General features: G+C 43.8%; 19 protein-coding genes. 12 read left to right on the top strand and 7 right to left on the bottom strand.

All coding sequences use genetic code 11. The annotated features are described in order from the left end of the window. Nucleotides 1-27 precede the first annotated feature (27 nt). Entirely contained in the window at nucleotides 28-795 is a 768-nt protein-coding gene (locus Xinn_RS11775; protein ID WP_086953953.1) for a class II glutamine amidotransferase, read from the top strand. On the opposite strand, the gene Xinn_RS11770 is transcribed toward Xinn_RS11775, so the two are convergent. Continuing rightward, entirely contained in the window at nucleotides 766-1,506 is a 741-nt protein-coding gene (locus Xinn_RS11770; RefSeq protein ID WP_086953952.1) for a L,D-transpeptidase family protein, read from the bottom strand. The genes Xinn_RS11775 and Xinn_RS11770 overlap by 30 nt on opposite strands. A 430-nt stretch (nucleotides 1,507-1,936) precedes the next feature. On the opposite strand from Xinn_RS11770, the gene Xinn_RS11765 reads away from it, so the two are divergent. The 8 genes from Xinn_RS11765 to nqrM all read left to right on the top strand — a co-directional run bounded on the left by Xinn_RS11765 (nucleotide 1,937) and on the right by nqrM (nucleotide 9,194). Further along, nucleotides 1,937-3,280, top strand: a complete 1,344-nt coding sequence (locus Xinn_RS11765) for a Na(+)-translocating NADH-quinone reductase subunit A (RefSeq protein WP_086953951.1) — start codon at nucleotides 1,937-1,939, stop codon at nucleotides 3,278-3,280. Nucleotides 3,281-3,283: 3 nt separating this feature from the next. Beyond that, entirely contained in the window at nucleotides 3,284-4,522 is a 1,239-nt protein-coding gene (locus tag Xinn_RS11760; RefSeq protein WP_086953950.1) for an NADH:ubiquinone reductase (Na(+)-transporting) subunit B, read from the top strand. Beyond that, on the top strand, nucleotides 4,515-5,309 hold the full coding sequence (locus Xinn_RS11755) for a Na(+)-translocating NADH-quinone reductase subunit C (protein ID WP_086953949.1): 795 nt from the start codon (nucleotides 4,515-4,517) through the stop codon (nucleotides 5,307-5,309). Before Xinn_RS11760 ends, Xinn_RS11755 begins: the two co-directional genes overlap by 8 nt. After that, nucleotides 5,302-5,931, top strand: a complete 630-nt coding sequence (locus Xinn_RS11750; protein ID WP_086953948.1) for an NADH:ubiquinone reductase (Na(+)-transporting) subunit D — start codon at nucleotides 5,302-5,304, stop codon at nucleotides 5,929-5,931. The genes Xinn_RS11755 and Xinn_RS11750 overlap by 8 nt, the downstream gene beginning before the upstream one ends. Before the next feature lie 8 nt (nucleotides 5,932-5,939). Then, nucleotides 5,940-6,536 (top strand): NADH:ubiquinone reductase (Na(+)-transporting) subunit E, encoded by a 597-nt coding sequence (nqrE, locus tag Xinn_RS11745; protein ID WP_086953947.1) that lies wholly within the window; start codon nucleotides 5,940-5,942, stop codon nucleotides 6,534-6,536. 15 nt (nucleotides 6,537-6,551) lie between these two features. Continuing rightward, nucleotides 6,552-7,778: an NADH:ubiquinone reductase (Na(+)-transporting) subunit F gene (gene nqrF, locus Xinn_RS11740; RefSeq protein ID WP_086953946.1), complete on the top strand. Its 1,227-nt coding sequence runs from the start codon at nucleotides 6,552-6,554 to the stop codon at nucleotides 7,776-7,778. A gap of 130 nt (nucleotides 7,779-7,908) precedes the next feature. Beyond that, the gene (locus Xinn_RS11735; RefSeq protein ID WP_086953945.1) at nucleotides 7,909-8,958 is read left to right on the top strand and encodes an FAD:protein FMN transferase; all 1,050 of its coding nucleotides are present in this window, start codon (nucleotides 7,909-7,911) and stop codon (nucleotides 8,956-8,958) included. An 11-nt stretch (nucleotides 8,959-8,969) separates the two neighbouring features. After that, the gene (gene nqrM / locus Xinn_RS11730; protein WP_086953944.1) at nucleotides 8,970-9,194 is read left to right on the top strand and encodes a (Na+)-NQR maturation NqrM; all 225 of its coding nucleotides are present in this window, start codon (nucleotides 8,970-8,972) and stop codon (nucleotides 9,192-9,194) included. A gap of 62 nt (nucleotides 9,195-9,256) precedes the next feature. Here nqrM and Xinn_RS11725 read toward each other — a convergent pair whose 3' ends face one another. Both Xinn_RS11725 and Xinn_RS11720 read right to left on the bottom strand, forming a co-directional pair. After that, complete coding sequence (locus Xinn_RS11725) at nucleotides 9,257-9,772, bottom strand: sigma-70 family RNA polymerase sigma factor (protein ID WP_086953943.1); 516 nt, start codon at nucleotides 9,770-9,772, stop codon at nucleotides 9,257-9,259. Between the two features lie 131 nt (nucleotides 9,773-9,903). Continuing rightward, on the bottom strand, nucleotides 9,904-12,213 hold the full coding sequence (locus Xinn_RS11720) for a TonB-dependent hemoglobin/transferrin/lactoferrin family receptor (RefSeq protein WP_244590188.1): 2,310 nt from the start codon (nucleotides 12,211-12,213) through the stop codon (nucleotides 9,904-9,906). A gap of 190 nt (nucleotides 12,214-12,403) precedes the next feature. Between Xinn_RS11720 and Xinn_RS11715 the strand changes: the two genes are divergently transcribed. Both Xinn_RS11715 and Xinn_RS11710 read left to right on the top strand, forming a co-directional pair. Next, complete coding sequence (locus tag Xinn_RS11715; RefSeq protein WP_086953941.1) at nucleotides 12,404-12,922, top strand: hypothetical protein; 519 nt, start codon at nucleotides 12,404-12,406, stop codon at nucleotides 12,920-12,922. A 169-nt stretch (nucleotides 12,923-13,091) separates the two neighbouring features. After that, entirely contained in the window at nucleotides 13,092-13,529 is a 438-nt protein-coding gene (locus tag Xinn_RS11710; protein ID WP_086953940.1) for a GNAT family N-acetyltransferase, read from the top strand. Nucleotides 13,530-13,643: 114 nt separating this feature from the next. Here the strand turns inward: Xinn_RS11710 and betA are convergent, their stop codons facing one another. The 3 genes from betA to betI are packed head-to-tail and all read right to left on the bottom strand — an operon-like array spanning nucleotide 13,644 to nucleotide 17,475. Further along, nucleotides 13,644-15,335, bottom strand: a complete 1,692-nt coding sequence (betA, locus tag Xinn_RS11705) for a choline dehydrogenase (RefSeq protein WP_086953939.1) — start codon at nucleotides 15,333-15,335, stop codon at nucleotides 13,644-13,646. A 30-nt stretch (nucleotides 15,336-15,365) separates the two neighbouring features. Further along, entirely contained in the window at nucleotides 15,366-16,859 is a 1,494-nt protein-coding gene (gene betB / locus Xinn_RS11700) for a betaine-aldehyde dehydrogenase (protein WP_086953937.1), read from the bottom strand. A 34-nt stretch (nucleotides 16,860-16,893) separates the two neighbouring features. Then, nucleotides 16,894-17,475 (bottom strand): transcriptional regulator BetI, encoded by a 582-nt coding sequence (gene betI / locus Xinn_RS11695; RefSeq protein ID WP_086953935.1) that lies wholly within the window; start codon nucleotides 17,473-17,475, stop codon nucleotides 16,894-16,896. Nucleotides 17,476-17,683: 208 nt separating this feature from the next. Here betI and Xinn_RS11690 point away from each other — a divergent pair, with 208 nt between their 5' ends. After that, nucleotides 17,684-19,726 (top strand): choline transporter, encoded by a 2,043-nt coding sequence (locus Xinn_RS11690; protein WP_086953933.1) that lies wholly within the window; start codon nucleotides 17,684-17,686, stop codon nucleotides 19,724-19,726. 41 nt (nucleotides 19,727-19,767) lie between these two features. On the opposite strand, the gene Xinn_RS11685 is transcribed toward Xinn_RS11690, so the two are convergent. Beyond that, nucleotides 19,768-21,012, bottom strand: coding sequence for an MFS transporter (locus Xinn_RS11685; RefSeq protein WP_086953931.1), 1,245 nt, complete (start codon nucleotides 21,010-21,012; stop codon nucleotides 19,768-19,770). Between the last annotated feature and the right edge of the window lie 209 nt (nucleotides 21,013-21,221).

Genomic DNA, 21,221 nt, shown 5'->3' with positions numbered 1-21,221 from the left:
GTATCAGGTTCAGGTTAGAGGTAGGCAATGTGTGAATTACTTGGCATGAGTGCCAATGTGCCAACGGATATCGTTTTCAGTTTGAGTGGTCTGATCCAGCGAGGCGGGAATACCGGCCCTCACAGGGATGGTTGGGGAATTACTTTCTATGAAGGTCTCGGATACCGAGCCTTCAAAGATCACCAACCTTGTTATCATTCGCCTGTTGCCCGTTTTATTCAGGGTTATCCGATCAAATCAGAAGCTATTATTGCCCATATTCGTCAGGCTAACCGCGGCAATGTATCTCTTGTGAATACGCATCCGTTTACCCGTGAATTATGGGGAAGGTACTGGACTTATGCTCATAATGGTCAATTGAAAGGGCATCGTAATCTGAAGACGGGAAACTATCGCCCGGTGGGTGAAACGGACAGTGAATGGGCATTTTGCTGGATATTGCATCAGTTGTCGGTGAAGTATCCGAAACGGCCTTCCAACTGGCCTGCGGTATTTCGTTTTATCGCATCACTGGCAGATGAACTCAGGGGAAAAGGCGTTTTCAACATGCTGTTGTCTGACGGACAATTTATGCTGGCCTACTGTTCGACGAAGCTGCACTGGATTACCCGTCGCTCACCTTTTGGTAAAGCTAAATTGCTTGATCAGGACATTGAAATTGATTTTCAGGAGCATACTCATCCAGATGATGTGGTCTCAGTGATCGCAACTCAGCCTTTAACACATAATGAAACCTGGCATAAAATTGAACCGGGCAACTATGTATTATTTCATCTTGGTGAACGCATAATCTGATGGGGTTTGGCTGTCAGGTTGAGTTGCCTGATTTAAAACATATTTTCCTCTGATGACGTTGACAGTTGCAGGTGTGCTATTTTGAACGAAATATTCATAAGCAGGCTGCAACTGCTCCCAGAATGAGTAATTGGCGTTATTGTGATGGCGTTTCATATTTGATGACGTCATCCTGAAAGGATAAATTTCAATTTTAATTTCCCGTTGCCCGCGATGAAGAGCCTTTTCAGCGTATCGGTAGATTTCATCCATATAACGGTTGGTCATGGCATAGCAGCCAATAGATTTACATGCACCATGGATCATTAAATTCTTTCCGGAATAACCCCGGTCTTTATCAAATTGATTAGGAAAGCCTATATTAATGGCCCGGTAATAGCGGCTGTCGGGTTTTAACTGTTTAAGGCCGACGTGATAAAAACCTTCCGGGCTTTTGAAATCTCCTTTCAGCGTTTTGGGGCCAAGCCCGCCAGAATAGTCACAGATGGGATATTGGCGGACTAATTGATAATGGCCTGTGCTGTTTTTGGTATAGAGTTCAAGAATTTTTTCTTCTTTGAATATTTGAATGAAGATATCGGAGCCAAGCTGTTTTAATGATGATTTTTCACTAAATTGTTTGCTGCCTGATAATAAATCCTGAGCCTGAGTAAATACAGGTACACTAGCCAGAAGCCAGCTCAGCAAAAAATAAAAAACATTTTTTTTCATAATGTAACCCTCTCAGAAGGTAATAACTTAATGACATCCTGCGATTGAGGTTATCATGTCGTGGCAATATGCTGAGTAAATATCGTTGCGGTATTTAGCGGTCATAAAAACAGTCTGGTTAAAAAGCCCTCCGTAGTAGGGAAAAGTGATGATTTAGCTCGGATTTATCGAGTGGTTAACGGTTCAGCAGAGAAATTATTCTTATTTGCTTGAGCTAAATCACTCGATTAGTCAGACAGCGTTTGGGGGAAATGTTAGAATCGTTGCGGGCGAAACTTAAGAGAATATTGTAACGATTATCGGCATGAATAACTTGAGATATATGCCGCTCAAGCTGTTTTTTTATTACTGAAGTCGCTGCGTTACCCTGCGGAAATATGACAGGGTGATTTGTAGCATATGATTTAACTGATAAACTTGTGCAAATCTTATGATTAAAATTAAAAAAGGACTCGACCTCCCGATAGCAGGAGCGCCTGCCCAAGTTATAGAAGATGGTCCGACAATTCGCCATGTCGCCTTATTAGGTGAAGAATATGTTGGAATGCGTCCCTCTATGCTGGTTAAGGAAGGTGAGCATGTTAAGAAAGGCCAAATTCTTTTTGAAGATAAAAAGAATCCAGGGGTAGTATTTACCAGTCCCGCAAGTGGGAAAGTTGTAACCATCGGACGTGGAGAACGCCGTGTACTGCAATCTGTTGTGATTGAAGTTAATGGCGACGAAAAAATAACGTTTGATCGTTACGATCGTACAGAGCTTGCCGGTCTGACTCGCGAACAGGTAGAAAAAAACCTGCTTGCATCAGGAATGTGGACAGCACTGCGTACACGTCCTTTCAGTCGTTCTCCTGTCCCAGGCTCCACACCAAAGGCAATCTTTGTTACGGCAATTGATACTCAGCCACTGGCGGCTGATCCGTCCGTTGTCATTGCAACACAGGAAGAGGCTTTTGTTGATGGTCTGAATATTCTGTCAAAACTGACAGAGGGAAAAATCCACGTTTGCCACGGCACGGGGAAAATTCCAGCATCAGGGAACAACCCTCAAATTATTTACAGCCAGTTTGTCGGGCCGCATCCGGCCGGGCTAGTTGGAACCCATATCCATTTCATTGAACCGGTCAGTGCTCAGAAAACAGTATGGCATCTCGGATATCAGGATGTTATTGCTATCGGTAAGCTGTTCACAACCGGTGAACTGTACACTGATCGCGTAATTTCTCTGGCCGGGCCACAGGTTAAAACACCGCGTCTGGTTCGTTCCCGTCTGGGTGTCGATCTTCTGGAGCTGACCCACGGCCAGCTGAAAGAGGGCGAAAACCGCATAATTTCCGGTTCAGTCCTGTGCGGCGCTAAATCAGATGAAGCTCACCATTATCTGGGCCGTTTTCACACTCTGGTATCTGTCCTGTCTGAAGGTCGTGAAAAAGAGTTGTTTGGCTGGATCGCGCCCGGCACGAATAAATTCTCCATTACCCGTACTACCATCGGTCATTTCCTGAAGAAGAAGCGGTTCGCTTTCTCAACTTCAACAAATGGCGGAGATCGCTCTATGGTGCCAATTGGCAACTACGAACGTGTCATGCCATTGGATATCATGGCTACTCACTTGCTTCGTGATCTGCTGGCTGGGGACACTGACGGTTCTCAGGCTCTGGGTTGTCTGGAGTTGGATGAAGAAGATTTGGCACTGTGTACTTATGTTTGCCCGGGTAAATATGAGTATGGTCCGGTACTGCGTGAAGTGCTGACTAAGATTGAGCAGGAAGGGTAATTCATGGGCCTGAAAAATTATTTTGAAAAAGTAGAGCATCACTTTGAGGCCGGTGGCAAGCTGGAAAAATACTATCCTCTCTATGAGGCAGTGAGCACCGTCTTTTACACGCCGGGCACGGTGACAAAAGGGAAAACCCATGTCCGAGATGCCATTGATCTCAAGCGCATGATGATTCTGGTATGGATGTCTGTTTTTCCGGCGATGTTCTGGGGAATGTATAACGTGGGGAATCAGGCGATACCTGCTCTGACCCATTTATACAGCGGAGAGGCATTACAGCAGGTTCTGGCTTCTGACTGGCATTATATGCTGGCACAGTATCTTGGTGCATCACTGACACCGGATGCCGGGTGGGCCAGTAAAATGCTGCTGGGTGCAACCTATTTCCTGCCTATTTATGCTGTTGTTTTTGTGGTTGGTGGATTCTGGGAAGTTTTATTTGCCATTATCCGCAAACATGAAATCAACGAAGGCTTTTTTGTCAGCTCCATTCTGTTTGCACTGATTGTTCCGCCAACTCTGCCATTATGGCAGGCGGCACTGGGTATTACTTTTGGTGTCGTAGTTGCAAAAGAAATTTTTGGCGGAACAGGGCGTAACTTTCTTAACCCTGCGCTGGCAGGCCGTGCTTTCCTGTTCTTTGCTTACCCTGCGCAAATTTCAGGTGATCTGGTCTGGACTGCGGCGGATGGTTTTTCTGGTGCAACGCCACTGTCTCAGTGGGCGAATGCAGGCCAGCACGCTCTGATGAACACCATTTCAGGCCAGCCTGTAACATGGATGGATGCTTTCCTTGGTAACATTCCGGGTTCAGTTGGTGAAGTCTCCACGCTGATGATTTTCATCGGTGGTGCCATCATTCTGTTTGCCCGTATCGCTTCATGGCGCATCGTTGCCGGTGTCATGATCGGTATGATTGCAATGTCTTATCTGTTTAATGCGATTGGTTCAGACACTAACCCTATGTTTGCTATGCCGTGGTACTGGCATATGGTTCTGGGTGGTTTCGCTTTTGGTATGATCTTTATGGCTACAGACCCGGTATCTGCTGCATTTACGGATAAAGGTAAATGGGCTTACGGTATTCTGATCGGGGTCATGTGTATTCTGATCCGAGTTGTGAACCCAGCTTACCCGGAAGGGATGATGTTGGCGATTCTGTTCGCTAACCTGTTCGCGCCACTGTTCGATTATCTGGTCGTACAGGCCAATATTAAGCGGAGAAAAGCCCGTGGCTAATGATAAACCAAAAAATAATGACAGCATTGGCAGAACGTTTCTCGTTGTTTTTGTGCTGTGTCTTGTATGTTCGATTGTCGTTGCCGGTTCAGCCGTAGGTCTGAAAGCGCAACAACAGGAGCAGAAACTGCTGGATAAGCAGCGCAATATTCTGGATGTTGCCGGTTTGTTGAAACCGAACATGACAACAGAAGAAATCAAAGAAACTTATGACCGTCGTATTCAGCCTGAATTGCTTGATTTGAAAACGGCAACACTTGAAAAGAGTGATGGTAAGTTTGACCTGAATAATGCCCTGCGCAGTGATGAAACCAGTATCGCTTTATCCTCGAAGCAGGATCTGGCAAAAATCCGCCGTCGTGCTGATATGGCAGAAATCTATCTGGTAAAAGATGATCATGGAAAAACAACTGAACTGGTATTACCAATCTACGGTTCAGGTTTGTGGTCAATGATGTATGCGTTTATTTCTATTGATGTTGATGGCGTAACATCTCGCGGCATTACTTACTATTCTCACGGCGAAACCCCGGGTTTGGGCGGTGAAGTTGATAACCCGCAATGGCGTAAGCAATGGGTTGGTAAAAAGCTGTTTAATCCGGAAGGTGCTCCGGCGATTAAAATCGTTCGTGGTGGTGCCGGTGATAATCCTTACGGTGTAGATGGTTTGTCCGGAGCGACTCTGACCTCCAACGGTGTTCAGCATATGTTTGATTTCTGGTTGGGTGATAACGGTTTTGGTCCGTTCCTGAAAAAAGTACGCGAAGGAGCCCTGAAAGATGGCTGATAGTAAAGAGATAAAACGCGTCCTTCTTGGGCCGTTATTTGATAATAACCCGATTGCATTGCAGGTTTTGGGGGTGTGTTCAGCATTGGCTGTAACAACCAAACTGGAAACTGCACTGGTAATGACAATTGCTGTAACACTGGTAACGGCATTCTCTAACTTCTTTATTTCATTGATCCGTAACTATATTCCGGGCAGTGTGCGAATCATCGTCCAGATGGCTATCATTGCATCGCTGGTTATTGTGGTCGACCAGATTTTACAGGCGTTTGCCTATGAAATCTCAAAACAGTTATCCGTGTTTGTTGGCCTTATCATTACTAACTGTATCGTAATGGGTCGCGCAGAAGCCTATGCCATGAAATCCCCGCCGGTGGAGAGCTTTATGGATGGAATTGGTAACGGTTTGGGCTACGGTGTCATTCTGTTGCTGGTGGGTTTTTTACGCGAACTGTTTGGCTCAGGAAAACTGCTGGGCATTACAGTGATGGAATCTATTAAGAATGGTGGCTGGTATCAGCCTAATGGCTTGTTCCTGCTGGCACCAAGCGCATTCTTCATCATTGGTATGCTGATTTGGGGTCTGCGGACTCTGAAGCCTGCGCAGGTTGATAAGGAGTAACAGACAACATGGAACATTATATTAGTTTGTTTGTCCGTGCCGTCTTTATCGAGAATATGGCGTTATCCTTCTTTCTCGGTATGTGTACTTTTCTGGCGGTATCCAAAAACGTAAAAACGGCTTTTGGTCTGGGTGTTGCCGTAACCGTTGTTTTGGGGATCTCTGTTCCTGCCAACAACCTTGTCTACAATCTGGTACTTCGTGATGGCGCTCTGATTGAAGGTGTTGATCTGAGCTTCCTGAACTTCATCACCTTTATCGGTGTGATTGCAGCACTGGTACAGATACTGGAAATGATCCTCGATCGCTACGTTCCCGCCCTTTACAACGCATTGGGGATTTTCCTGCCGTTGATTACGGTAAACTGTGCGATTTTTGGTGGAGTTTCTTTCATGGCTCAGCGCGACTATAACTTTAGCGAATCTATCGTATATGGTTTTGGTTCAGGTATGGGCTGGATGCTGGCAATTGTTCTGATGGCCGCGATTCGTGAAAAAATGAAATATGCGGATGTTCCGGCAGGTTTGAAAGGACTGGGAATCACCTTTATTACCACCGGGCTGATGGCATTGGGCTTTATGTCCTTTTCCGGCGTGCAGCTCTAAAGGCGGGAAGAATTCATGGATATAATCATTCTAGGCGTAGTAATGTTTACCCTGATTGTGTTGGCACTGACTGCAATGATTTTGTTCGCAAAATCGAAGTTGGTAAACACCGGGGATATTAAAGTTGAAGTCAATGGCGAGGAAGATAAAAGTTTTACCGCTCCTGCCGGTGACAAATTGTTGGGTATGCTGGCTAATCAGGGGATTTTCGTTTCTTCTGCCTGTGGTGGTGGTGGTTCCTGTGGTCAGTGTCGCGTAAAAATTAAAGAAGGTGGCGGAGACATTCTGCCGACCGAACTGTCTCACATTAACAAGCGTGAAGCGAAAGAAGGCTGCCGTCTGGCATGTCAGGTTAATGTTAAACAGGATCTGAAAATTGAATTGCCGGAAGAAATATTCGGCGTGAAGAAGTGGGAATGTGAAGTTATCTCTAACGATAATAAAGCGACTTTCATCAAGGAATTGAAACTGAAAATTCCTGATGGGGAAGTTGTTCCATTCCGTGCGGGTGGCTATATTCAGATTGAATGTCCTCCACATGTTGCCCGTTATTCTGATTTTGATGTACCAGATGAATACCGCGAAGACTGGGATAAATTTAACCTGTTCCGCTATGTTTCTGAAGTCAATGAACCAACAGTTCGCGCTTACTCTATGGCGAACTATCCCGAAGAACATGGCATCATTATGTTGAACGTGCGTATTGCAACGCCACCGCCAAGAAATCCTGATGTAGCACCGGGTATCATGTCTTCTTATATCTGGTCACTGAAAGCCGGTGATAAGGTGACAATTTCCGGCCCATTCGGTGAATTCTTTGCCAAAGATACTGACGCAGAAATGGTCTTCATTGGTGGTGGTGCAGGTATGGCTCCAATGCGTTCACATATCTTTGATCAGCTGAGAAGGCTGAGTTCCAAGCGTAAAATCACTTTCTGGTACGGTGCTCGTTCTAAGCGCGAAATGTTCTACACCGAAGATTTCGACCAACTGGCAGCCGAAAACGAAAACTTCACATGGCATGTGGCCTTGTCTGATGCTTTGCCGGAAGATAATTGGGATGGTTACACTGGCTTTATTCATAATGTCCTGTATGAAAACTATCTGAAAGATCATCCGGCACCGGAAGATTGTGAGTTCTACATGTGTGGGCCTCCGGTGATGAACGCGGCAGTCATTAAGATGCTGAAAGATCTTGGTGTAGAAGATGAAAACATCCTGTTGGATGATTTCGGTGGCTGATGATGTGCATCAGGCCATGATGTATAGCCTCACAATTGCAGTAAAGCGAACAGTGGTGGGTATATAACACTTTGATTTAACGATAAGCGCCCACATTTTGTGGGCGCTGACGATTCAGAAAGAGTAAGTTATGTTGAATAAAAAAATGATCAACTGGGGTGTCATGCTGTTTATGGCTGTATTGCTGTCAGCATGTGGTGGCCCTGAACAGCAGAATCTGAGCGGGCAAACGATGGGGACATATTACTCCGTCAAATATGTCGCTGATTCATCAGTTCCTTCTCCGGAAATAATGCAAAAAGAGATTGATCGTTTACTGGAAGAAGTGAACGACCAGATGTCCACTTACCGGCCAAATTCTGAATTGAGTCGTTTTAATCAAAGCCGTGAAGTGAATACGCCTTTTCCGGTATCCGCAGCTACAGCTAAGGTTGTTAGAGAAGCCATCCGTATTAATAAACTAACGGACGGAGCGCTGGATGTTACTGTCGGGCCATTAGTGAATCTATGGGGGTTCGGGCCGGAAGGACGGGTGACGAAAGCGCCAACAGAGGACGAACTGGCAACACGTAGGGCGTGGATTGGAATTGATAAACTCTCTGTTGAAGGGAATAACCTGATTAAATCGATTCCGGAATTGTATGTTGATCTCTCTTCTATTGCTAAAGGCTATGGTGTTGATGTCGTGGCGGAATATCTGGCTTCTCAGAATATCGATAATTATATGGTTGATATTGGTGGTGAAGTCCGCACGGCAGGTAATAATGGCAAAGGGACACCTTGGCGGATTGCGATTGAAAAACCATCCGATAGTGGAATGACGCAGAGTGCTCAGGAGATTATTGAACTGGGCAAGATGGCTGTTGCCACATCAGGTGATTACCGTAACTATTTTGAACAGAACGGTGTACGTTATTCTCACACGATTAACCCTAAGACAGGGCGACCTATTGCGCACAATCTGGTTTCAATCACAGTACTTGCTCCAACCTGTATGAGCGCAGATGGTTTTTCTACCGGAATAGATGTGCTGGGGCCGGAAAAAGGAATGGAAATCGCTGAGAAGCTGAACATACCTGTCTTTATGATTGTCAAAACTAAAGAAGGTTTTGAAGAGCGTTATAGCCCGGCCTTTAAACCTTATTTACAACAGAAACAAGACGTACAACAGAAGCAATAAGAGGGAAGGTTATGGAAGTCTTTATCGCAGCCTTTATCTTTTTCCTGCTGGCTTTTGCAGGAATGGCGTTAGGTTATATTGTTAAACGCAAAAGTATTCAGGGAAGTTGCGGTGGTTTGGGAAGCATTGGTGTTGAGAAAGTGTGTGATTGTCCATCGCCCTGCGATGCCCGCAAAAAGCGCGAGGCAAGGGAAGCTGCCCGTCTTGCTCAGTTAGAAAAAAACCGTATTTTGTAATTAGCAGAGAAAACGAATTTAAACAAAACCCGTTGTTAGAAGAAACAGCGGGTTTTGTTTTTCTATGGGCTACTAAGAGGGTGGCATCTTTTATGAGCTTGTTGTAAGTAACTTTTTACTGAACTCATTGAAATACCAAGATCTTCTGCTACGTCTTTATAGCGCATTCCTTGCAACTGTGTCAGCAGAAATGCTTGTCTGACTTTTATTGGTAGCTTATCAAGTGTATTGTCTATCCGCTCTAATTGTTCCAACAGTACGAGTTGATGTTCTGCCGGACAGAACGTGTTTTTCGGCACTGTACTGATATAGTCCAGATAATTTTCTTCGAGCTTTTTCCGTCGGTAATAATTAGCGATGATTCTACGGGCCATGGTAATTAAAAAGGCTTTAGGATAACGGATATCAGCCAGATCTGGAGATTGTAGCAATTTGATAAAAATATCATGGGACAGATCTTCTGCATGGTTGAGATTGGCACAGTTCTGTTTGATCCAGCTGAGCAGCCATTCGTGGTATTCGTTATAGAGCTGACGAGCTATTTCATTGTGTCCGAATGTGCTTTTTTGCACAGCCATGTGATATTGCCTACATAAATAGATTTGATAATGATTATTATTTTTATTTATTAATGGAAGTCAATAGCACATTGCAGCAATAACCCTCTTAAAAATTAAGAGGGTATATTGTATGAGGTGTTTAATGGCAGTCAGAAATGCTGTGAAATACTGAATTTATAGTTGCGACCGATACCTGAAGAAGTATCCAATAAGTATGGATAGTAATCACGATTTAACAAATTGTCGATGGTGATCCTTGCTTCAAAACCTTGTATAAAAGGCGGCTGCCAGCTTGCAAACAGGCCGTGCAGAGCATAACCTTTACTCTTTGGTAATGACCAATGCCCCGCATCAGGATCGTCATCTATCGGTGAACGATCTTGTTTACGGATAAACTCACTTTTCCAGCCCATCGTCATTTGCAAAAGCGGGATTTTAAAGCCGAGCGTTGTGCGCAATGATGCCGGGGGTATTTGATCCCAGTGGGTTTTATGTCCTATCCACGGGTCGCGCGGAGAAGCATCGCGTTGCCCGCGCATAGTAGAGTAGGATAACTTACCAAATAGGAGAGGGCTATCGTAGAAAGTTTCTATTTCTAACCCTTCAAGAGTATAGCCGGGTAGGTTGCGATGATTTGATAATGGTTTTCCACATGCATCATTTGCACCGCTTTTTTTGTGTTCTTCACAATAAATTCCACGCCTTTTGAAAATTTCATCTTTTCCCCGATTGCGGAATAGTGTAGTGCGAATTTGTAGGCTGTCATTTTCTGAGATCAGGTTACCGTAATCAAGAATGGCACCAAGTCGTATCCCTGTCATTTTTTCAACGTTGAGATTGCGGCTGGAACCCGGAACGTTGGTTCTTTCTGATTGAACCTCATACTGTTCATCTATCAGTGGAGCTCTCCATGTGTGGCTGATATCTGCAAACAGTGAAAGATTTTTATTGGTTTTCCACATTAGGCCCAGATGAGGCGTCCAACCGGCATAAGTTACACTGCTGTAGTCATGATTGGCTTCAGGTGCTTTATTGTTAAAACGGGGAGCCTTATTTTCTTCACCGGTATTTTTCACATGGTCATAACGTACTCCCGGTGTAACTGTAACGTTACCCAGATTCAGAGAGTCCTGCATATACAAGCTGTAGGTATGCTGAGTGCCCGCTGGCATATAATAAGGTTGATAGTAACCGTAATTATACTCAGCTTTACCTTTGTTCCCTTTATCGAACATTAACACGTTGCGTTGGTTCTTATGCCAACGAGTTCCGGTGATTAATTCATGTTCGATTATACCCGTTAAGAATACGCTATTATTCTTGATCTCAACCAGATTGTCGGTGTAATCCGTCCAACTTTTGTTCCCCATTGATCCATTGAACAGGGATGATGCGTTATTGGGACGACTATCATTTTGTTTGGTTTTGGAATAAGCGTAGGTTAGTGTTAAATTTATCCATACATTATCTTCCGGTGCGATATTCCATTTAGCGCTATAGTTTTGATCAGTCTGATCACGAAAAATCAGTTTTCTTTTCCATGCGCTATCCCTACCATATTTTTCTATATCGCTTTCAGTTGGTACATTCATTATTCCCCGCTTAGCAGCCCAAGGCTGCCAGCCAGCGGATTCTGAATGCATAGCTGACAAGCTTATTGTGTGTGTGTCACTGGGGTAGAAATTTGTTTTCAGTAAATAGGAGGTCTGGTTGTTTTGTGAAAACTCAAACCGTGTACCATCGGGGCGCTTAATATTATGACCATCGCGTTTGCTGAAATACAGCAGACCATCAGCGTTGCCATTTGGATCTCTGCCATATAATGCTGCGCTGTTAATCCATTGTCTGTCATTGGTGTGGTAGCTTTGTTTAATAAATCCGCCCCAGTCCTCATCAGAGCGTAATAAATCGCTGGCATCTTTGGTTTCAACTTTAATAGAGCCACCAAACCCGCCGTTACCATTCAGGATATTATGCGGCCCTTTATCCACATCAATCCGTTTGATTAACTCCGGTTCGATAAAGATGGAGCCTTGCCGATATTTTTCAAAACCTTTGGGGGCATCATCCAGTGTCACTTTGACATCTTCCTGATCTCCCATTCCCCAGATATTTAATGTTTGTCCACCGGGACGCGGTGAACCAGACATTGAAACACCGGGAAGCTGTTCAAGTAACTCAGCGATATTATCCGCTTGGGTACGGTCGATATCTTCCTGTTTGAGTGCTGAGCTTCCCGCACTGGTGCTGTTATGAGCGCTTCCTACAACAGAAAGTGTAGCGAGCTGAACCGTATCATTTCTCTTTTCAGGCGCTTGTCCTGAAGGTGTTTCAGCCGCCGAAACTGAGCCGGAAAAGACTGTTCCCAGCACCAGAGAGCCAGAGAATGTTCCGCTTACAATTTTTCGGATAAAAGTTGCGATTGGGCGTTTTTCTAAATTTTGACTATTATTTGCCATAAATTTCCCGAAATATGTCTGTATGAAATATTGCATTGCTATAAGTCACCTGAGAAAGCAAATCGGGCAGATAAAAGTGAGAATTATTTTTATCTGCAAGGTTTGCGACAACGTGCTTATGGATGTTGTGGCATAAAAAGCCAGAACACTCATTTGCAAGATTATTTCCGTAAGTGCAAGGGGTTAGCCAATGAAGAAGATTCTTAGTACTCTGTTTCTGGCCGGAATTGTGGCATTCATTGCGGGCTGTGATGATGCAACTAAAAAAGCTGAGGATGCGATGCATCCTGCTGAAAATAGTGCGGCTCAAATGAAGACTGATTCAGAGCAGAAAAGCTCAGACGCAATGGACAATGCAAAGGAAAAACCGCAGGGAACACAAGAAAATACTGGGTCTGAAGAGCAGAAAGCAACAGATAACCTGAAGAAATTACAGAGTAATGTGGAAAGCGCCGCCCAAAGTTCGGTAAACCAAATGTCATCCAAAACGGAAGATATAAAGAATAGCATCACTAAATCTGTCGGTGATGTGGCTGATAAGGTGAAAAATAAAACCGGGGAAATAGAGCAGCAGGCTAAAGATAAAATTAATCAGTTTACCGATGACGCAAAATCGAAGTCGAAAGAAATGAAATCCGATGCCGATAAAAAAACGGATGATTTAATTAAAAAGCTGAAGGGCGATGACGATAAAAAAGAAGAAGGTTGAGCTGGCGCGGTTTATTTCTCTCTCTGAAACCTTGTTTGTGTAGTTTACCAGTTTGAACGTCAGCAAAAATCAGAAGGGCGTCTCTATAAGAAACGCCCTTGTTTTTTATTTTTTTATTACTATCTTATTACTTCGTATCTCTGTAATTAATTATGTTTAGGGTATAAAAATGAAAATAGAACACAGCTTAGGAAGACAAAACCCTGAATTAACTCAGCAGGCTTTCAATATCCGCCAACAAGTTTTTACCGATGAGCAGGGATTTGCCGCCGACATTGATATTGATGAGTATGATGATATTGCCCTGCATGTCGTAGTATCTGATTCAGAAAAGCCTGTTGCGGTATTACGGGCTGTTCCTGAACATAACAATATGCTCAAAGTGGGGCGTGTCGCTGTTTTGAAAGCTTACCGGGGGCAGGGTATCGGCCGTCTGGTGATGGAATACATTGAGGATTATGCCCGCAAAAATGGAGTAGCAACGATTGGTTTATCTTCACAATGTCATGCCCAGCCATTTTATGAAGGACTTGGCTATCAAACAAAAGGTGAAATCTATATGGAAGATGGGGCAGAGCATATCTTTATGACACTGGATCTACTCTAAAACTCTTGGCTTTTTAACGTTGCCTCCTGACTCACCGAGTATATAAATACGGGAACAGCAGTTGATGAATCACTCAGCTATTTCCCGTATTGATAATTGATCTGCCAGTAAGTATTAATTTGTAGGCGAACTTTTCAGTGCAGGTTTGCGGGCAGGCTCACCATTGGCAATATAGTATTTTGCCTGACTACGGGGCAGAGGCGCATTTCCCCTCATTTTATCGGCAATTTTCTCTGCCATCATAATTGTGGTGGCGTTCAGATTACCGGTAATGATCTCCGGCATAATAGACGCATCAATGACCCGTAAATTTTCAACACCATGTACACGTCCCTGACCATCAACCACCGCCATCTCATCAAACCCCATTTTGCAGCTACAGGATGGGTGGAAAGCAGTTTCAGCTCGTTCACGAATAAAGGCATTCAGCTGATCATCTGTTCGGATATCCGCTCCGGGACTTATTTCCCGACCACAATAGGGAGCCAGAGCCGGTTGTGCCATGATCTCCCGTGTGATGCGGATGGCATCGCGGAATTCCTGCCAGTCCTGTTCGGTAGACATGTAGTTAAACAGAATGCTCGGATGCTGGCGTGGATCGCGTGACGTAATTTTTACACGGCCACGGCTTGGGGAACGCATTGAACCAACATGAGCCTGAAAACCATGCTCGTTGACGGGATTGCTGCCGTTGTAATTAATAGCAACCGGCAGGAAATGGAACTGAATATTAGGCCAGTCAAATTTTTCACTGGTACGGATAAAGCCCCCCGCTTCAAACTGATTACTGGCACCAACTCCTGTTCCCTGAAATAACCATTCTGCACCAATCATGGGCTGGTTATACCATTTCAGCGAAGGATAGAGTGAAACGGGTTTCAGGCACTCATATTGCAGGTACATTTCAAGGTGATCCTGAAGATTTTGTCCAACCCCCGGCAGGATATGTACCGCAGGAATCGAAAATTCATTTAATACTTCTTCAGGGCCAATTCCTGACCGTTGCAAAATTTGTGGAGAAGCTATTGCACCGGCACAAAGTAAAACTTCTTTTTGTGCAGTAGCCTGTATCAGTTCGGAATTATTACCCTGATAAAAAGCAACGCCAACGGCCATTTTACCTTTAAATGTGATCGTATCTGTTAAGGCATGGGTAATGATGGTCAGATTAGCCCTCTGTCTGGCCTGATCCAGATAACCACGGGCAGTACTGGATCGACGGCCTTTGGGGGTAACGGTACGATCCATCGGGCCAAACCCTTCCTGCTGATAACCATTCAGATCATCTGTAGCTGGATAACCCGCCTGAACACCTGCTTTCACCATTGCGTGAAAAAGTTCGTTATTACCCGCTTTTGGTGTCGTCACACTGACAGGGCCATCGCTACCATGATAGTCGTTCTGGCCGATATCCCGTGATTCTGCTTTGCGGAAATAAGGCAGGCAATCAAGGTATGACCACTCTTCCAGACCCGGCTGTTTTGCCCAGTTGTCGAAATCCAGCGCGTTTCCACGGATATAACACATCCCATTGATCAGTGATGAACCGCCTAACCCCTTGCCTCGTCCGCATTCCATGCGGCGGTTATTCATATAGGGTTCAGGATCGGTTTCATACGCCCAGTTATAACGGGTTCCCTGCAAGGGGTATGCCAGCGCTGCTGGCATTTGAGTGCGAAAGTCAAATCGATAATCAGGCCCGCCAGCTTCCAGCAACAGGACTGTGATATTCGGATCTTCTGTTAAACGAGTTGCAAGCACATTACCCGCTGAACCAGCACCGATAATAATGTAGTCAAATACCATTGTTATCTCCTCTGTTTCAGTCATCGTTGTTTAAAATAACGATTCAAAATTACCCAGCTCAACCTGTACAGATTTAATCTGTGTGTAATGTTGTAGTGTGACCAGCCCGTTTTCACGGCCGACACCGGAGTGTTTATAGCCGCCAACCGGCATTGCAGCTGGTGATTCTCCCCAAGTGTTTATCCAGCAGATTCCGGCTTCCAGCTGGTGGATAACACGATGAGCGCGGGAGAGATCTTTTGTCACAACGCCAGCAGCGAGGCCATAATCCGTATTGTTAGCACGGGCAATGACTTCATCTTCTGTTTCATAAGCAAGAATACACATTACCGGGCCGAAAATTTCTTCCCGTGCAATAAGCATATCATCCGTGCAGTCAGTGAATACCGTGGGTGCAACAAATGCCCCTTTTCCTAATTCACCTTCCGTAAGACGTTTGCCACCGTACAGCAGGTGTGCCCCGGCATTTTTGCCGTTTTCTATATAGCGCAGAACCGACTCCATATGCGGGAAACTCACCAGAGGGCCGAAATTGGTATTCGGATCGAGGGGGGAACCGATACGGATTCGTTTAACTCGCTCCATTATTTTGTTTTCAAAATGAGGAACCAGTGCCTTCGGAACAAAAACCCGTGTACCGTTGGTACAAACCTGACCAGAGCTGAAATAGTTTGCCATCATGGCAATATCGGCTGCCCGATCCAGATTGGCATCATCGAAAATAATCAATGGAGATTTTCCACCCAGCTCCATCGTTACTTCTTTCAGGGTTGAACCGGATGCATTAGCCATCACTTTTTTACCGGTGACAATGCCGCCGGTAAAAGACATTTTGGCAATTTTCGGATGGACAGCCAGATAGTGGCCTGTTTCATGCCCCATGCCTGTCAGTACGTTAAATACACCATCAGGCAGACCTGCTTCGGTATAAATTTCAGCAAGTTTCAGAGCGGTAAGGGAGGTCACTTCGCTGGGTTTGAAAATCATGGCATTACCGGCTGCCAGCGCGGGTGCTGATTTCCACAGGGCAATTTGGATTGGATAGTTCCATGCGCCGATACCCGCAACGATGCCCAGAGGTTCACGGCGCGTATAGACGAAAGAGGATTCGCGTAACGGAATTTGCTGGCCTTCAAGTGCAGGGATCAGGCCGGCATAATATTCCAGAACATCGGCGCCGGTGACGATATCAACCTGTTGGGTTTCAGAAAGTGGTTTACCGGTATCTAGAGTCTCCAGTTCAGCCAGTTCATCATTGCGTTCACGCAGAATATCAACAGCTTTAAGCAGCACCCGGGAGCGTTCTGTCGCTGTCATCGCGGCCCAGATTTTCTGCCCTTTTTGGGCACTTTCCACAGCCCGTTGGACATCCTGTTCAGTTGCAGACTGTAATTGTGCAATGATTTCACCATTCGCCGGATTGATTGCATCAAAAATATTTTTATCAGGAGTATTTTTATCAAGATTAGTGCTGTCAACATAAGCACCGTGGATATAAAGCTTCTGTAAACCAAAGCGGGTCATGGGTTCTCCTTAGGTCAGAATTCAGGAAGAATGCTCATTTGAGTTTTTGTTCGATGTAATCGAAAGTAATCGTGAATGCACTTTCTGTATCAAAAGGCTTGCTGCTCAAGGCGCTTCTCAGCCAGATGCCGTCAATCAGAGCTGCCAGCCCTTGGGCAGCCAGTTGCGCTTCTCTTCTGGGCAAAGCCTTGTTGAATTCGGCACAGATATTGGAATAAAGTCGGCGTTCGTTAATTTGCTGTAACCGGTATAAATTGGGTTGGTGCATACTGCTTGCCCAGAAAGCCAGCCAGGTTTTCATGGCGGCACTATTAATCTGGCTAGTATCAAAATTTCCGTCAATGATGGCTTTTAGCCTGTTAAGAGGGCTGGCATTGTCGAGCAGCCTTAATCGCCGCGCAATAGCCATCTGGAGTTGATGTAATAAGTGCCGCATGGCAGCTTCAAGTAATTTATTCTTATCTTTGAAATAATGGCTGATGATACCGTTAGATACACCCGCTTTTCTTGCTATCTGAGCAATACTTGCTTCCTGCATTCCAACTTCATTAATAACAGCTAATGTAGCATCAATAAGCTGCTGTTTTCTTATTGACTGTATTCCGACTTTTGGCATGACTGTACGCTCAGAGATCAATGGCTCGGTCACTATTAAACTTTTTTTTGATTGAATGTTCAATCAAAATTAAATATGTTTTATTACAATAATTTTACAAATACTGGCTGGGGTTATCGAAGATGATTTAATTTTTATTATGTTATTCAACAGATTATGAATATGACTCTTTTATATTTTTTCCTTTCATTCACTTCAGGAACTGCCTATGAACAGCGGAGACAGTCCAAAAAACAATCAGAAGGATTCACTGAACTCTGTCGTTTTTTTTACCTCAGCAGCATTAATTATTATTTTTTCTCTTTTCACACTTTTCTTCACGGATGCAACAAGCATCTGGATAAAAAACACTCTTAACTGGGTTTCAAAAACATTTGGCTGGTACTACCTGCTGGCGGCCACACTTTACATTGTCTTTGTCATTTTTGTTGCGGCCTCTCGTTTTGGCGCTATCAAGCTGGGCCCGGAACAATCTAAACCTGAATTTAGTCTGCTTAGCTGGGCTGCAATGTTGTTTGCGGCCGGAATCGGCATTGATTTGATGTTTTTCTCTGTTGCTGAGCCGATTACCCAATATATGCGTCCGCCGACGGGCCAAGGGGAAACAATTGAAGCAGCTCGTCAGGCGATGGTGTGGACACTGTTTCACTATGGCCTGACGGGCTGGTCTATGTATGCTTTGATGGGGATTGCACTGGGCTATTTTAGTTATCGTTACAATTTGCCATTAACTATCCGCTCGGCGCTTTATCCTATTTTCGGAAACCGTATTAAAGGTGCGATAGGTCATACTGTGGATATTGCCGCAGTAATCGGGACGATTTTCGGCATCGCGACAACGCTTGGGATTGGTGTCGTACAGCTAAACTATGGCCTGAAAGTGTTGTTTGATTTGCCTCAGGGATTGGGAGTTCAGGGGGGATTAATACTGCTGTCGGTTATCGTGGCAACAGTATCTGTGACCTCAGGAGTGAATAAAGGTATTCGGTTTCTGTCTGAATTAAATGTTCTGCTGGCATTAGGATTGGTATTGTTTATTCTTTTTGTCGGGGATACGGAGTTTTTGCTTAATGGGCTGGTACAGAATGTTGGTGATTATATCAGCCGTTTTATGGGGATGACCCTCAATAGCTTTGCGTTTGAACGACCGACTGAATGGATGAATAGTTGGACGCTGTTTTTCTGGGCATGGTGGGTAGCCTGGTCACCCTTTGTTGGGTTATTTCTTGCCCGTATTTCCCGTGGCCGTACGATCCGCCAGTTTGTGATGGGAACATTGATTATTCCATTTGTATTTACCCTGATTTGGCTGTCTGTCTTTGGTAATAGCGCGTTATATGAAATTCTTCACGGCCACCGCGAATTAGCTGAAACGGTGTTAGTTCATCCTGAACGGGGGTTTTATGACCTGCTGGCACTTTACCCGGCTTTCACACTGAGTGCTTCTGTTGCCACAATCACAGGGCTGCTGTTTTATGTTACGTCAGCAGATTCTGGATCATTGGTTTTAGGTAATTTTACTTCCAATCTCAGTGACATGAATAATGATGCGCCGAACTGGCTGCGGATATTCTGGTCTGTGGCAATTGGTGTACTGACGCTGGGTATATTAATGACGGACGGTATCTCCGCTTTGCAGAATATGACGGTCATCATGGGGCTGCCGTTTAGTTTTGTGATTTTTTTCATCATGGCGGGATTGTATAAATCGTTGCGGGTTGAGGATTTTCGTAAAGCCAGCGCTTTACAGAATACATCTCCGACATTGGTGCATGATAATGGTTCTCTGAACTGGAAACAGCGACTAAGCCGTATGATGCATTTTCCCGGCACAAAAAGTACTCAACGTATGCTGAATATAGTGTGTCGTCCTGCGATGCAGGAAGTTGCAAAAGAGCTGGAATTACGGGGAGCAAAAGTACAGTTTAATATGCTGCTTTCAGAAGAAGATAAACGCCTTACCCCACTTGAGTTGATTGTGGATTTGGGAGATGAACAGGATTTTATTTACCAGATTTGGCCTCAACGTTACTCTGTTCCTGGGTTTACTTACCGTGCAAGATTAGGCAAATCTGACTATTTCCGGCTGGAAACTTTCTTGATAGAAGGGACTCAGGGTAATGATTTGATGGGATACACAAAAGAGCAGATTATCAGTGATATTCTTGATCACTATGAGAAGCACCTGAATTTTATTCATCTGAATCGTGAATCTCCGGGGCAGACATTGATTTTCCCTAACGGAGTATAATTAAATGGCCTGCAATATCTCATTGCAGGCCATTTAATCAGTCAGCTTTTAAAACCAAATGCTTCAGGGTAGATTTTTTCATAGTAACCATTTAACTGGTTTTCTGACATTTTTGAGATTTCGATATATCTTGGGGAAGATAAAATCAATAGTGATATTAATCCCATAAAGAAAGAGAAACCTAACAATAATACTTTAATATCGTAACTATCAATAATATAAGTTGCTGTCAGCATTCCCAGAGGAATAGATGCCATGCAAATGGCAATGAATTTTGACTCCATTGAATTACGGTAATTCTCTGGTGTGGCAAGACAGCGAATAGAAGTCGTGTTTATATTATAAATAACTAAACCGATACCACAAAATAGCATGTAACAACATAACTCAATAAAAGTGCCTGCCTGTGATATTCCGGCAATACAGAGTGCCATAACGAGTGCTGAAACAAATGCAGTATGAGCCTTGCATAATACTTTATTTATCTGATTTATGATAAAGACACTGCCAAACATCATACCAACGCCAAAGGTTGCCTCAGCAATACCAACATGTAATGCACTGAGTTTAAATTGATTTAAAATGATAATTGGCAGGATATAGATTATTAATGGCGTAATCGCAAAATTAAAGAAAGCAGAGACCAGTGATAATCTTATCTCGGTTGGGTTTTTGGTAATGATTCTAAAACTTTTTTGACCACGATGACCCGTTTTTTCAGATAAATTTTCTGAATTTGTTTTAATGAAATAGAAACCAACTAATGGCAGCAATGACATTGCCGCGATAAAAATTAATGCGCCGTCAATATTTAAATAGTGAATAATTAACCCAGAGATCGCTGGGCCAAGCATAGTATTAATGGAATTTACCAAGCCTCGGTATTTAAATGCCTGCTCTAATTTACTTTTATCCATTATTTCAGGAATGATGCTTGTTCCTATAGGCTGAATAATAGCTGCCGCAATTGAGGTTGTAATGTAAATTAAACCTAATGACAGGTAAAAATTACTGTCGACAAAGTTAGAAATAACAAAAAGAATAAAGGAAGGGATTGCACAATACAGTACAAAACTTCTTTTATTAATTTTATCGCCTATTTCTCCGAACTTAATTAAGAATAAAATCTGAAATAACCAACAAAAAAAGATAAACCAGCCGAGTTTTAATTCCAGCTTTAGTATCTCAATCATCCACCAGGAAAATAACATGCCAAATGCTTTTGTTGACGAAGTGAACAGAATATCCGATACCTGATACAAATAAAAAGAACGATTATTGCTCATCAGAGTCCTTATTTTGGAGTCAAATTTAACAGAGTTTTAAAATATTAGCGTGATATTTGAGCAAGTTGTTTTTCACTTCGTGTGATTTTTATAGTTGGTTAGTGTCAATTCATAGATAGGCTCTTAAGAATTAAGCCGTTCAAAACACGCATCCAATGTTTTGTTTTTACATGATTTTCTTTGTGGTGTTTTGAACGCGTTCTGGCATA

This window comes from Xenorhabdus innexi (assembly GCF_002632485.1).
Taxonomy (GTDB): Bacteria; Pseudomonadota; Gammaproteobacteria; order Enterobacterales; family Enterobacteriaceae; genus Xenorhabdus; species Xenorhabdus innexi.
Note: the sequence above shows the minus strand (reverse complement) of the source record. Positions and strands in the feature narration are given on the sequence as shown.

Coding starts and splice junctions, on each gene's coding strand:
- Xinn_RS11775 (WP_086953953.1), top strand. CDS start 28: ATGTGTGAATTACTTGGCATGAGTGCCAATGTGCCAACGGATATCGTT.
- Xinn_RS11770 (WP_086953952.1), bottom strand. CDS start 1,506: ATGAAAAAAAATGTTTTTTATTTTTTGCTGAGCTGGCTTCTGGCTAGT.
- Xinn_RS11765 (WP_086953951.1), top strand. CDS start 1,937: ATGATTAAAATTAAAAAAGGACTCGACCTCCCGATAGCAGGAGCGCCT.
- Xinn_RS11760 (WP_086953950.1), top strand. CDS start 3,284: ATGGGCCTGAAAAATTATTTTGAAAAAGTAGAGCATCACTTTGAGGCC.
- Xinn_RS11750 (WP_086953948.1), top strand. CDS start 5,302: ATGGCTGATAGTAAAGAGATAAAACGCGTCCTTCTTGGGCCGTTATTT.
- nqrE (WP_086953947.1), top strand. CDS start 5,940: ATGGAACATTATATTAGTTTGTTTGTCCGTGCCGTCTTTATCGAGAAT.
- nqrF (WP_086953946.1), top strand. CDS start 6,552: ATGGATATAATCATTCTAGGCGTAGTAATGTTTACCCTGATTGTGTTG.
- Xinn_RS11735 (WP_086953945.1), top strand. CDS start 7,909: ATGTTGAATAAAAAAATGATCAACTGGGGTGTCATGCTGTTTATGGCT.
- nqrM (WP_086953944.1), top strand. CDS start 8,970: ATGGAAGTCTTTATCGCAGCCTTTATCTTTTTCCTGCTGGCTTTTGCA.
- Xinn_RS11725 (WP_086953943.1), bottom strand. CDS start 9,772: ATGGCTGTGCAAAAAAGCACATTCGGACACAATGAAATAGCTCGTCAG.
- Xinn_RS11720 (WP_244590188.1), bottom strand. CDS start 12,213: ATGGCAAATAATAGTCAAAATTTAGAAAAACGCCCAATCGCAACTTTT.
- Xinn_RS11715 (WP_086953941.1), top strand. CDS start 12,404: ATGAAGAAGATTCTTAGTACTCTGTTTCTGGCCGGAATTGTGGCATTC.
- Xinn_RS11710 (WP_086953940.1), top strand. CDS start 13,092: ATGAAAATAGAACACAGCTTAGGAAGACAAAACCCTGAATTAACTCAG.
- betA (WP_086953939.1), bottom strand. CDS start 15,335: ATGGTATTTGACTACATTATTATCGGTGCTGGTTCAGCGGGTAATGTG.
- betB (WP_086953937.1), bottom strand. CDS start 16,859: ATGACCCGCTTTGGTTTACAGAAGCTTTATATCCACGGTGCTTATGTT.
- betI (WP_086953935.1), bottom strand. CDS start 17,475: ATGCCAAAAGTCGGAATACAGTCAATAAGAAAACAGCAGCTTATTGAT.
- Xinn_RS11690 (WP_086953933.1), top strand. CDS start 17,684: ATGAACAGCGGAGACAGTCCAAAAAACAATCAGAAGGATTCACTGAAC.
- Xinn_RS11685 (WP_086953931.1), bottom strand. CDS start 21,012: ATGAGCAATAATCGTTCTTTTTATTTGTATCAGGTATCGGATATTCTG.